Origin of the sequence: Pedobacter hiemivivus (assembly GCF_004331685.1) — a bacterium.
GTDB classification, from domain to species: Bacteria; Bacteroidota; Bacteroidia; order Sphingobacteriales; family Sphingobacteriaceae; genus Pedobacter; species Pedobacter hiemivivus.
This window is the reverse complement of sequence record NZ_SJSM01000001.1, coordinates 596,414-609,492: the sequence shown is the minus strand read 5'-3', so window position 1 is coordinate 609,492 and position 13,079 is coordinate 596,414. Positions and strand designations below refer to the sequence as shown.

Annotated in this window: 11 protein-coding genes and 1 tRNA gene; 8 read left to right on the top strand and 4 right to left on the bottom strand. The window is 40.6% G+C overall.

The features are described 5' to 3' along the window. Window position 1: 1 nt before the first annotated feature. The 3 genes from EZ444_RS02245 to EZ444_RS27100 all read right to left on the bottom strand — a co-directional run bounded on the left by EZ444_RS02245 (window position 2) and on the right by EZ444_RS27100 (window position 1,042). On the bottom strand, window positions 2-232 hold the full coding sequence (locus EZ444_RS02245) for an acyl carrier protein (protein WP_131606799.1): 231 nt from the start codon (window positions 230-232) through the stop codon (window positions 2-4). A gap of 35 nt (window positions 233-267) precedes the next feature. After that, window positions 268-912 (bottom strand): acetyltransferase, encoded by a 645-nt coding sequence (locus EZ444_RS02240; protein WP_131606797.1) that lies wholly within the window; start codon window positions 910-912, stop codon window positions 268-270. A 60-nt stretch (window positions 913-972) separates the two neighbouring features. Beyond that, a tRNA-Cys gene (locus tag EZ444_RS27100) sits at window positions 973-1,042 on the bottom strand. Window positions 1,043-1,298: 256 nt separating this feature from the next. Between EZ444_RS27100 and EZ444_RS02235 the strand changes: the two genes are divergently transcribed. After that, complete coding sequence (locus tag EZ444_RS02235) at window positions 1,299-1,772, top strand: 3'-5' exonuclease (RefSeq protein ID WP_131606795.1); 474 nt, start codon at window positions 1,299-1,301, stop codon at window positions 1,770-1,772. A 5-nt stretch (window positions 1,773-1,777) separates the two neighbouring features. On the opposite strand, the gene EZ444_RS02230 is transcribed toward EZ444_RS02235, so the two are convergent. Further along, window positions 1,778-2,569 (bottom strand): hypothetical protein, encoded by a 792-nt coding sequence (locus EZ444_RS02230; protein WP_131606792.1) that lies wholly within the window; start codon window positions 2,567-2,569, stop codon window positions 1,778-1,780. Window positions 2,570-2,746: 177 nt separating this feature from the next. On the opposite strand from EZ444_RS02230, the gene EZ444_RS02225 reads away from it, so the two are divergent. The 7 genes from EZ444_RS02225 (at window position 2,747) to EZ444_RS02195 (ending at window position 13,061) form a co-directional block, all read left to right on the top strand. Further along, window positions 2,747-3,322, top strand: a complete 576-nt coding sequence (locus EZ444_RS02225; protein ID WP_131606790.1) for an RNA polymerase sigma factor — start codon at window positions 2,747-2,749, stop codon at window positions 3,320-3,322. 63 nt (window positions 3,323-3,385) lie between these two features. Then, window positions 3,386-4,540 (top strand): FecR family protein, encoded by a 1,155-nt coding sequence (locus EZ444_RS02220; protein WP_131606788.1) that lies wholly within the window; start codon window positions 3,386-3,388, stop codon window positions 4,538-4,540. Window positions 4,541-4,741: 201 nt separating this feature from the next. After that, window positions 4,742-8,389: a SusC/RagA family TonB-linked outer membrane protein gene (locus EZ444_RS02215; protein ID WP_225874604.1), complete on the top strand. Its 3,648-nt coding sequence runs from the start codon at window positions 4,742-4,744 to the stop codon at window positions 8,387-8,389. Between the two features lie 10 nt (window positions 8,390-8,399). Then, complete coding sequence (locus EZ444_RS02210; RefSeq protein ID WP_131606783.1) at window positions 8,400-9,809, top strand: RagB/SusD family nutrient uptake outer membrane protein; 1,410 nt, start codon at window positions 8,400-8,402, stop codon at window positions 9,807-9,809. 68 nt (window positions 9,810-9,877) lie between these two features. Then, window positions 9,878-11,227, top strand: coding sequence for a TlpA family protein disulfide reductase (locus EZ444_RS02205; RefSeq protein WP_165503499.1), 1,350 nt, complete (start codon window positions 9,878-9,880; stop codon window positions 11,225-11,227). After that, complete coding sequence (locus EZ444_RS02200; protein ID WP_131606779.1) at window positions 11,224-11,688, top strand: FKBP-type peptidyl-prolyl cis-trans isomerase N-terminal domain-containing protein; 465 nt, start codon at window positions 11,224-11,226, stop codon at window positions 11,686-11,688. Before EZ444_RS02205 ends, EZ444_RS02200 begins: the two co-directional genes overlap by 4 nt. Before the next feature lie 2 nt (window positions 11,689-11,690). After that, window positions 11,691-13,061: a TlpA family protein disulfide reductase gene (locus tag EZ444_RS02195; RefSeq protein ID WP_165503498.1), complete on the top strand. Its 1,371-nt coding sequence runs from the start codon at window positions 11,691-11,693 to the stop codon at window positions 13,059-13,061. Window positions 13,062-13,079 lie beyond the last annotated feature (18 nt).

The following is a 13,079-nucleotide window of genomic DNA, read 5'->3' as shown; positions in this document are numbered from 1 at the left end:
CCTATAATTTTCCTTTTATTATTCTATATATATCGGCCAATGTGCTAGACTTTCCCAAGTCTTCTGCTGTTAAATTAACACCATACTCTGTATCAGACATGGCCATAACTGATAGTGCAGTTAAGGAGCTCCATTCATCCAGCTCTCTAAAATTAGTGTCGATCTTGATCAGTTCGGGATCAGTTTCATCAAATTGTTTTGAAAAATTGATGAGAAATTTATGTTCTTCCATAAGAGTTAATATTAGTATTTGTAGTAGATTAAGGATTATTTATGAAATTTTACGGGCCTTGCGGGGCTGCCAATTGCGGTACAGTTTGCCGGTAACGATTTGTGGACAACGGCGCCAGCACCTATAATTGTTCCTTCACCGATTTGTAAGTGATCTATAATCTGGGCTCCAGTCCCGACAAAAACGTCTTTGTAAATCGTTACTTCTCCTGAAACATTAACTGAGGGCATAAAAGAAGAATAATCGCCAATCGTCGTATTGTGTCCCAAAGTACATCCTAAATTAAATATTACATGTTTGCCTATTTCAATGTTTACAGTTATAATATTTCCTGCGCATATGATACAGCCTTCTCCTATGGAAACCTGATCTTTTCCAATGATCACATTAGGATGAATTAATGTTGGATGAACAATTAAGGGATTATTTATTTTACTTAATACCTTTCTTTTTAAAGCAGGTAAAGCTATTGCTACAACTGTACTTAACTCAGTTGAAATATTATTTAACGCTTCAATTTCTCCTAAAATAGGATAACCATTCACGATAGTTGATTGCGCTATATCATCATCGTAATACCCCAAAAGATTATATTCCTGTTCTACCTCATTGATTTGATCAATCAACATTTTAACTTCCCTTCCAAAGCCTCCAGCACAAATTATTGCAATGTCTTTCATCTTTTTTTATTTCCATAATAGCCTGATTGCTGTTAATAAAAATGATTTTATCCCTAATAGAGATCGAGGTCGGATTCGAACCGCCTAAGAGATTTTGCTGATCCCTGCCTAACCACTTGGCCACTCGACCTTTATCCAAGGGATTTCGTCCACAGGTTTCTGTGTTATTTTTGGTTAGGTATTTAACACCTTTTTTGAATATTTTTCCATAAGCTATAGATTTAGGAACTATTTTTTGTCATCAATTTTTCTGAGGAGTGTAGATTGTAACAAGAGCATTGCGAAATGGTTTGGAGAAATTATATTTATGACAAACCATTTTTTATTGGTGCAATGGAATGATTAGTTTATGTAAGTTTGCCAAAACTTAGGACAAGGTTAAATTTATGGAGCATAATTTTACGGCAATTGATTTTGAAACTGCCCATGGTAAACGCTGGAGTATTTGTCAAGTTGGTTTGGTGCGTGTTGAAAATGGGATAATTAAAGAGACTATTAACCGATTAGTTTGTCCACCTGATAATTTTTATTTTTACAGGAACATTGAAGTTCATGGCATTACCCCTGAGCGAACCCGTAGATCTCCTGATTTTTCAACTGTTTGGACTGAAATTTCTCATTTTATCCAAGGACAAGTTGTCGTGGCTCACAATGGTGCTTTTGATTTCAGTTGTCTCTCTCAAACTTTGGATTATTATCAGATTGAACAACCTGTGTATAATAAACAGTGTACCTATAAAATCTACGGGCAAAAGTTGGCCTCTCTATGTCAAGAATACCGGATCCCATTAAATCACCATGATGCTTTAAGTGATGCGTTGGCTTGCGCCGAATTATATAAAAGGTATTTGAATAAGTAAAAAAATTACGGTTTTTTATAAAGTACAGCCGTCCCTGGTCCGGTTCCAAAGGGACTAGTAGAGCTAATTGTTACTGACTTTTCATCACTACTTAAGGTGAGTGTTGAATTTGCAGCGGGTTTAACTTCTTCTGTAAGGGTAGCTCCAGGATTAGATTTGGTCCACAAGACCGTGCAGCCCCATGTATTTGTCGTTTTTTTAACTAAATTATAGATATAGCTCGATCCAATAGAGATCAAATTTCTATCCAATGCATTTCTCCAGCCATATTCCGGTTTCGCAGTAGGCGTGATAGCGTAGAATTCGAAATGTTCAAAATTCCCTTTGAACACTATAGTTGCTGCTGAGTTCTGCCAAAATCCGTTGAATGGATGGCAATCATTTAATATGCCAGTGGCTTTGAAATCGATTTGATTACCGTAATAGGTTTGACCGGTAGTAGTAATGGCATAGGCACGCACGTAGTATTTAACACAGGGTTCAATAGGTGTAGCGAGCACGCTGGTAGACATATTGGTGGTGCCAGGGAGTATGGTACCCGTATTTTTTCCATTTGAAGTAGTTGGATTTTGGTTTATACTCCAACAGATTCCCCATTCTCTCATTTTGGCAGTTCCAGCTACCTGTATTTTAACGGATACATTAGTGCCAAAATACTCAGTATCGATCGTGGTTAATGTCAGTGCTCCACCTTCTTCGACGACTGGGGACTCAGTTTTATTCTTTTTACAAGAATTAATGATAAAGATCAAGGCAAGAAAGAAAAGCAATAGCTTTATTTTTAATAGATTTTTCATAGGGTTGGCTTTAGCTTCCCAAAAGTAAGCCGGCTTTTTTTAGCGGAAAATACCTAGATATGGGTATTTTTGAATGAAAATTTTCTGGACTTCATTTTAACGGTAATTTATCAGTTTTATTTACGATAGTGTAAGTATTATTTACCTAACTTTGGTAATTTCGTACGAAATTTATGTATGACACAATTATCAAATAAGAGTGATGACGATCTTCTGAGCGCATTCCAGTCTGGAGACAAGCAGGCTTATGAGATAATTTATGACCGGTACTGGCAGATACTATTTAGGTTTGCCAGAAAAATGTTACAGGATGAAACAGCTGCAAAAGATGTAGTTCAGGAGGTATTTACTGCTTTCTGGATTAAAATTTCTGAAGTCACCATCAACCCTCCGCTTGCTGCATTTTTGTATACTTTAACCAGAAATAAAATTTTGGATCTGGTTAAGCATTTAAAAGTAGAGACCAAGTATCTCGCATCTTTAAATAAAATGATACAGCTCAGTGAATCATTACCAGACAGGATGTATATCGAAAAGGAACTTTATGACCAGATTGAACTGGAAATAAAAAAACTCCCTGAAAAAATGCGTATTGTTTTTGAAATGAGCCGTAAAGGCTATAAATCAAATAAGGAGATTGCTGAAGAACTTAACCTTTCCAATAAAACGGTAAAAAATCAAATTGGTAATGCCATCCGCATACTTAAAAGCAAATTAGGAAACTCTATTCACATTTACTTAACTTTTTTTTAGTTCCATCTGGGCCTTGTGCCTGAGCTTGTCGTTATACCTGTAATCAAACCGAAAAACAGCGTTATGAACGAACAAAGCTATTTAGAAGAAAGGCAACTATTAGACCGGTACAGAAATGGGCTTTGCAGTTCACAGGAAGAACTATTGATAGATCACTGGTTTAATCAGCAATCTAGATCTCTTTCCGACGATTTTGTTGAACCGGGTTACAATGAACTTCGTGAAGAGATTTGGTCAAAACTTCCTGCTTCCAATCAGCCTGTAAAAACGTTAAAACTTTTAACCCTAAAAAGGATAACTGCTGCAGCGGCTATATTTTTGTTTACTGTTGGCGTCGGTTTTTATTTTTATATCAATTTGGGAAATAAACAGGATATCGTGAATGCAAGTAATTATGCAAATGATGTGGGACCGGGAGGGAATAAAGTGACCATAACGCTTGCAAACGGTAAAACTGTTCATCTGAGTGATGCTAAGACTGGTGTTGTTATTGGTAACGATAAACTAGCTTATAGTGATGGTACGGAAATTCAAGACCCCGCTCTGTCCCAGGCGACCTCTCTCCCTAAAGGGGCGAGAGAATTAAATATTCAAACACTGACGGCAACTACCCCTCGGGGCGGTACTTATCAAGTGATGCTATCTGATGGCACTCGTATCTGGATGAATGCAGATTCAAAGATTCAATTCCCTTCTAAATTTAGTGGCAAACGGAGACGAATAATTCTTACTGGTGAGGCTTATCTGGAAGTAGCAAAGGATAAATCGCATCCATTTGTTGTGAAAACCGGGGGACAGGAGATTGAAGTTTTGGGGACGCATTTTAATGTTAGCTCGTATCCGAATGAGCCTGTAAAGACTACTTTGCTTGAGGGTTCAGTTAAGGTTTTAACTGAAATGGCTTTTAAGATTATTCGTCCGGGGCAACAAACGATAGTTGAAAAGAATGCCATAAAAGTACATGATGCTGATTTAGATGAGGTGATAGCATGGAAGGATGGGGATTTCAATTTTAACAGTGAAAGTATAGTAAGTATTATGACCACACTCTCCAGATGGTATGATATAGAGGTAAAATATCAGGGCCAGCTGAAAGATGATGCATTTACCGGTAAAATTTCGCGATCTAAAAATATAAGCCAGGTTTTAAAGATGCTGGAAAAAACAAAAGGTGTTCATTTCAAAATAGAAGGAAGGAGGGTAACTGTAACAGAATGAATGGAAAAAAGCCATTCCGGGTCTTAAACGGAATGGCTTTAGTCTGGATCACGATAACAATTAAATTATTATTGAACCTCAGTAGCCCGCTCATCTGGAAAATGCAAAGGCATACTGAATAACCAAACAAAGCAAATGTACATTTTTTACAAGAAAAATTTCGTACAGCCACCAGGCTGTTTTAATAAAATCCTGTTGATTATGAAGTTGACCACACTTTTATTAATCGTCTCTATCATGCAGGTAAGTGCAACAAGCTTTGCACAGAAAATAACTTTGTCCGAAAAGGCAGCTACCCTGAAAACGGTATTCGATAAAATACGTAGCCAAACGGGTTATGATTTTGTATTTGTTGATGCAACAATAAGGACCATTAAACCTTTTAGCATCCAGGTAAAAAATGAAGACTTAAAAATTGTGCTTGATAAAATATTCGAGGGGCAGCCTTTAACGTATTCTATTGAAGATAAATCGGTAGTGGTATCAAAAAAAGAAGTTACGCTTATCAACCGGTTGGAAGATAAAATTACCAGCTTTTTGCGACAGGACTCTGTTAATTATAAGGGGACTGTTTATAATGAAAAGGGGCTGCCTTTGTCAGGCGCCACAATTCAGTTAAAAGAAGGCACCCGGATTACCCACTCTACTCCGCAGGGTAACTTTGTGATTCACGGGCCTGTTAAGGGAACGCTCGTGGTTTCCTTTTTGGGTTATGCGAATAAAGAGATTAATGTTAATGCGAAAGATTCCGATCGCCAGCTGAAAATTAACATGATTACTACGGCCAGCGAATTGGGGGAAGTAGCCATTGTTAGTACAGGTTACCAGGACATACCTAAGGAAAGGGCTACAGGTTCGTTTGAAGTGATCACGGCTAAACAGTTACAGCACAGCAACGATCCTAATTTACTGAGGAGGTTAGAGGGGATCACGACAAGTCTTGACTTTCGTAATACACTAAGACCCACAAATTCAAGCCAAAAAAGCCGGATACCTACTATTGGACAGATGACCATCCGCGGCAGGAATACGCTTGGTAATATATCGATCACTACTAATACCAGTGGCTGGCCGCTTATTGTAATTGACGGGATCGCTTCCCCCTATGGAACTACTGCTCCTTATTCAGGGGCCGAGGACCTGATCAATCCTGACGACGTGGAAAGTGTAACTATCCTGAAAGATGCTGCGTCAGCTTCAATTTGGGGTTCCAGGGCTGCAAATGGGGTTATTGTGATAAAGACAAAACGAGGTGCCCTTAACCGGCCTGTCCGGGTATCCTTTAACAGCAGTATAAATGTAGCTGAAAAGGTAGATCTTTTTTATAAACCCCAAATGACGGTTTCTGATTATATTGATGCACAAAAGCTTTCGTTTAACCAGGAATTTGCAGACCCGGAGTCTGACGGTCTCCAGGATCCGGAACTTTTCACACCTCAGAAATTCACTAATCCTGTATGGGAAATCATGACCCTGCAAAGAAAAGATCCAAATCCGGATAATCCGATCTATGACCAACAGATCGATGCCTTGCGCGGAAATGATATCAGACGGGACTTTAATAAATATTTTTTGCAAAACGCAATGGCACAACGCTATTCATTAAGTGTGGATGGTGGATCTAAAAACGTAGCTTACCGCCTGTCCGGGGCTTTTAATAAAAACAATCAAAATACTAAAGGTTCATCCTTAAATAATTTTTCACTGGGTTATAATACAACTGTTAAACTCCTGAAAAATCTAGATTTTAACGGGGGGATTATGTATAACAGGCAAAATACCGACGGTCAGTACCAGGCTGATCAAATACAAGCTACCAATATCGGAATGCCTTTTTTTCCTTATACCAGGCTCGTGGATGATCAGGGGAATCCAGCTGTGGTGGCCAAACTGTATCGGCCGGTTTATTTAGATCTTTTACAGCAAACTTATGGGGATAAAATTCTGGACATGAGTTATAAGCCACTGGAAAGTATTAACGAGGGCTATTTAAAGGGTAAAGTACACGCATTCAACCTGAACCTGAATACGGTTTACCGGTTAAGTCAGGTCTTTTCGGCTAATGTTGCTTACAATTACAGCAAAGTCCTAAACGGCTCAACCGAGCTTAGAAGGCAGGATTCCTGGTACATGCGTGAGCTGATCAACCGTTTTACTAGCCCGGACGGGGCAAGGAACATTCCTTTAGGGGGGCTATTGGTTACAAGAAATGCGGAGTCGGACAGACATACCTTAAGGGGGCTGCTGAATGTAAACAAAACCTGGAGCGATAAACATTCCCTTTCCGCTATCGCCGGGGTTGATATAAGTCAGGATTACAATAAACAGCATAATAATCAGTATTACGGTTATGATGAAAACACGCTTTACACAAGTAATCTATTAAATTATGCTACCGGTTATTCGTTTTTATTCCCTGACCTGGACGGAAACTTTAGCAGCGCAATCCCGGTTGCAGGCGATGCACGTATCGGCTTTTCGGATTCAAGGCTCAGGCTCTTCAGCGTTTTTTCCAATGCTGCGTATACCTACAATAATAGGTATACCATTTCGGGAAGCATCCGTAAGGATGGATCCAGTCAGTTTGGTTTAAAGACAAATAAAAGCGGGACACCATACTTTTCATTTGGTGCCGGATGGAACATTGATAAGGAAGCTTTTTATAAGCTTACCTGGCTCCCGAGCCTGAAGTTCCGGGCGACTTATGGATACAACGGTAACGTTAATTCTTCAACACTTCCCCGCACGGTAATACGTTATTCTGTTTTGTCTGGTCTTTCTTCCCCCACGCTTCTGCCTTTCGCAACAACAACTAATGCACCTAACAGAGCGCTTCGTCCTGAACGAACAGGGATGCTGAACCTGGGATTTGATTTTGGATTTAAGAACAACCGTATATCAGGAAGTATAGAGTATTATGATAAACGGACTGTTGATTTAATAGGAAGTAACCCGGTAGATCCCAATACCGGATTTAACAGTATATCCTTCAATTCAGGCAACTTGCATGGCTATGGGGTCGATTTTACCTTAAACTCCGTAAATCTGGTGACAGGTGCGTTTAGGTGGGAAAGTACTTTCCGTTTGAGTTACAACAGGGTAAAACTGACTAAACTATTTGTACCCCCGGTTTCAAATGTTGGACAAAGATTTGGCAGTACCTTTAATGTAGGATATGATCTAACCAGTTTATTTGCTTACAAATGGGGTGGTTTAGACCCTGAAACCGGAGATCCGAGGGTAATTTCCAACGGAGAAGCGGTGACTGTTGACGGAACAGATTTTGAAGTTATGGCTGCCATAGATGAGGGACCGGTTTCTGATCTTCGTTATATGGGTTCATCGGTTGCTGTTTATTTCGGTTCCTTCCAGCACACTTTCAGCTACCGTTCATTTACCCTGAGTGCCAACATCATGTATAAACTGGGGTATTATACCAGAAGACCTATTTCTGATATCGTAGGCTATGGCTTTTTATTCCCGGAGTTTATCGGACAAGGTACACTTCTTGGGGCGGAATATAGTCAACGCTGGCAAAAACCTGGTGATGAACTGAAAACCAATGTACCTTCACAGGTCTATCAGAATGCTATCAATAATACGGCGAGAGACAACTATTACCAATTTGCTGATATCAATGTCATCAGGGCCGATCACATTCGTCTGCAGGAGATTAATCTGGGTTATTCATTTAAAACCGGATCCCGCTTTATCAAAAATCCAAGGGTTTACGCAAACATCAATAACCTCGGCATTTTGTGGAGAGCAAATAAATTGGGTATTGATCCTGATATTAATGATTATCCTCAGCCACGTACTTATAACTTAGGTTTTAGCGCTAACTTTTAAACTTCACAAAATGAAAACACATAGAATTTTATTGCCCCTCCTGATACTTGGCATTGTCTTCAGTTCCTGTGAAAAATACCTGGACGTTAAGAGCGAGAACACACAGGCTTTTATAGAAACGGCTGAAGATTGCCAGTTGGTACTCGATAACTATGCGGCAATGAATGTCGGTTATCCAAGTGATGGAGAGGCTTCAGCTGATGATTATTATCTGCGTGAATCCACATATAGCGGTTCAGCAACGGATCTGGAAAACAAAGCGCTTTATACCTGGGAGCCTGCGGCGCAGCGGGAATCATCTACACCCCAGTGGATAAATCCATATAAGGTGGTTTTTAATGCCAATCTGGTCCTGGAAGCACTTGAAAAACTGAAGGGTGGAAGCACCAGTCAGGCAACACTTGATGCGCTCAGAGGTTCGGCATTGTTTTTTAGGTCCTATGCCTTCTGGACGCTTGCACAGCAATATGCCAATGCTTATCTTCCGGCAACAGCTGGTCAAGACGCAGGTATTCCACTAAGGTTAAGTCCTGATTTTAACGACCAGTATGGACGGGGCACTGTCCAACAGACCTATGACCGGATCACCCAGGATCTTCAGGAAGCGGCAGGGCTGTTGCCTCCGGCTTCTCTGGTTTCGGCTAGACCCAATAAGGCAGCGGCTTATGCCATGCTGGCCAGAACTTACTTATCCATGGAAGATTATCCTAAGGCGCTTACCAATGCCGAATCTGCTTTAGCAACTTTGCCGGCTGACCACCTGCTGGATTTTAACAACTTGTTGGATATGGACCCTCCGTTTCTGCGGTTCAACAAAGAAGTGATCTTTCATTCGGTTATGGTTGGACAACCCTTGATTAACCCTAATACTTTTGGCGCAAGAATAGTGCCGGAGCTGGTTGACGCTTATGCGGATAATGACCTCAGAAAGGATCTGTTTCTAGCACCCAATACCGGCAGTGCCCATGTCGGCACCTTCAGGTTTCGGGGGAATTACGATGAGACTACCACTTCAGCTTTGTTTAACGGGTTGGCCGCTGATGAAATGTATCTGATAAAGGCTGAATGTTATGCCCGGGCGAATAATATCCCGGCGGCTATGACTGCCCTGAACACCTTACTGGTTACAAGGTGGGCAACCGGAACATATGTAAATATGACTGCAGGTAGTGTTGATGAGGCGTTAACAAAAATTCTGGCTGAACGCAGAAAGGAACTGCTGATGCGCGGATTACGTTGGACAGACTTACGCAGGCTGAACCGCGACAACAGGTTTAAGGTTAACATCGAAAGGAAACTGGCCAGAGCGGATAAGACGTTATATATAGTGAGTACTTTACCCGCAAATGACCTTAGGTATACTTTACTGATTCCTAGACAGGTGATCAGGAACACCGGCGCCGAACAAAACCCGAGATGATATAAATTTCATTCCTAACAATTGCAGTGGCCAATTTTGGCCACTGTTTTAACTCTATGCTTAATAATATGAAGAATAATTTCATTTTAATATTGCTGTTTGTGCTATTTGGAGTAGTGAACAATGCTGTTGCACAACAGCCAGAGGCAGCCCTTAAAATAGGCGACCAGCTCCCGGATTTTATAATAAGCAAACTTTTAAACGCCGGAACTGACCGTGTAAGTACTGAAGAAAATACAGGCTCATTTAAAGACAGACTTTTAATTATAGATTTCTGGGCAACCAGTTGTAGTGGCTGTGTAGCCGCGCTACCGAAGATGGAAGCCCTGCAAAAGCAGTTCGGAAATAAGATTAAGGTTTTACCGGTAACTTATGAAGAGAGAGCCCTGGTTACCGGGTTTTGGAAAAAGAACAAATACACCAAGGTACTGGCTTTACCAACTGTGGTAGAAGACAATAAATATAAGGCGTTTTTTCCGCATGAGGCAATTCCTCATGAGGTATGGGTGTACAAAGGAGAAGTGATTGGGATTACCGATGCCGATTATGTTGATGCCTATAATATCCAGCAAGTTTTGGATGGTAAAACACCAAACTGGCCTGTTAAAAATGATTATTATTTTTATGATGCCAGTAAACAGCCTCTGTTTACGCCTGATGAAAAGCAAGAGCATATGAATTCAATTCATACTTATGCAGCAATACGCGGTTACATGGAAAAGGATGGGGCTAGTGCGGCAGGTGTTTTTGGTAATACAGGAACTGTAAGGGATTCGGTAAAAAAGACGATCAGAACCTGGTTCATTAATCAGTCGATTTTTTCATCTTATGCAACCAATTGGAATGCGATAGTCAGCTTGAAGGATTTAGTAAAACCTTCATCTTCCATTGATCCGAACCAGATTGTCTGGGAAGTGAAGGACCCGAAGAAATATATGTCCCAGTCGACTTTAACACCTGATTTTAAGACAGGTTATCGTGGCTATTGGATGCGAGAAAACGCCATCTGCTTTGAATCTGTTAAACGGGATACAGGGCAGACCAACAAAGATATTTCGAGAGGGATCATCGCAGATCTCGACAGCTTACTTGGTTTAAAGGTACGCTGGGAAAAGCGTAAAGAGAAGGTATTTGTATTGGTTAGCACCGGTAAAAAAACGGTCATTTCCCCTGCACAGGCTAAAGCAAATGAAGATGTTGTAAACTCTGTAGACGAACTGGTTTATAAATTAAACCGCCTGGCTAAAAACCCCTATGTATTCAATGAAACTAAAGGAGAGGAAAAACTGGACCTAACCATAAACTCATGGACAGACTTATCCGCTATTGGCAAAGCATTAGCACCATATGGCCTGCTATTGAAAGAAGAAGAGCGGTTAGTAGATAAGTTCATTTTAAGCGAAAGGAAAAAAATATGAACAGAACATTCAAGGGGCTGATGGTGGCAATGCTACTATTTTCAACCAATGCATTACAAGCACAGGTTAGGCCTGCGCAAAGCCAAACAGAACAGCAGGCAAAGGATGCAGCTTTTCTGAAAAAGAATAAGACACAAGTTGGGATTACAGAGACCGCTTCAGGACTTCAATATAAGGTCGTCACGATAGGGAAGGGACCTAAACCTAAAAAATTTAACCGTGTTACCATCAATTATACCTTAAGGAATTTAGAGGGCAAAATTATTGGCAGTAACGGCAATAATGTTTGGAACCACAAAATGGAGAAGGGCTTGTACGGAATGGAGGAAGCGATGAAAATGATGCCCGAGGGATCTAAATGGGTATTGTATATGCCTGCCAGCTTATGTAAAAGCAAGTATGAAAATGTACCAGGTGGAAGAGTCCTGGAATGTACCATTGAGTTATTGGAAGTACAATGAAAATGAAAAAGATACATCTATTCGTGATTTTGCTGTTTGGCATTGGAACAGCAAAATCACAGGAACTGCATATCGGGGATATGCTTCCAAATATTACAGTCAGGAAAACAGTTCCAGCAATAAAGGCTGTTGTCCAAACTGCTGATTATAAGGATAAATTATTGATCATTAATTTTTGGGCAATCAATTGCGGTGCCTGCATTGCAGCTATGCCGCGGATAGATAGTTTACAGCAGCATTTTGGCAACCAGATTAAAATCCTTCCTGTAATCGCTGAAGAAGAAGATCGGGTGAATGCTCTTTGGAAGAAGAACCGCAATACTAAAAATTTAAGTTTGTTTACAGTAGTGGATGATAATTTGCTGCTGTCGGGCTATTTTCCACATAAATCAGTTCCCCACGAAGTATGGGTGCACAAGGGTAAAGTGGTTGCTATTACTTCGGAAGATGAGGTAACCGCTGCTAATATCGAAACAGTATTGGCGGGAAAGCAGGTAGATTTGCCTTTAAAAGATGACTTCGGCGGACGTTTTGATGGGGCTACAAAACCCATCAAAGACACTGCATCTATAGCAGGTACGGATCCTTCAGTGATGCTGAAGTATGTGATGCTGAGCAAGTATAAGCCTGCTATTAAGCCGGGGGCCATAATGAATGAAAACAGGGGTGGTATAAGCAAGGATGTTGCCAGAAGGTCAGTGCGCGCATACGTCATCAACCAACCTATATACACCACCTACCTGTGGGCCCTGTTCAATGCACAGCGCATGGACTGGCTGAAGACGGTACATGCCATTGTTGATTTTGAGCCCAATCGAATAGTGTGGGAAGTTAATGATCAGTCGAAATACAAATATGATAAAGCGCTGTCATGGGATGAATGGAATCGCAGAAATGCCATTTGCTACGAATCACTAAATCCTGATACTGGGCAGACAGACCAGCAGGTTTACCATCAAATTGCCAAAGACCTGAATGACCTGCTCGGTCTGGACGTTCATTTTGAAAAGCGTAAGCTTAAAACACTGGTGCTTACACGTACCGGACAGGCAGATCTCCTGAAAACAAAGAACGAGGGTATAGATCCAAGTTATAACAGTTACAAGGAAGGCCACTTTTTTAGACTCAGGAATGCAGGTATAGCCGCTTTTGTTAAAGAATTTAACCAGTATCAGGGAAATGCTTTTGCAATAGATGGCAGCGGCTACACCATAAAGGTAGATATGGACCTGAACATCCCATCGTGGACAGATCTGGCAAACGTTAAAAAAGAATTGAATAAATACGGGCTGGGCTTTAAGGAAGAAATACGTGAAGTAGAAGTACTGGTTTTTAGCGAAACAGGTGGTGGCTACCGTAAGCCGACAAAATAAACCAGATTTATAAATACA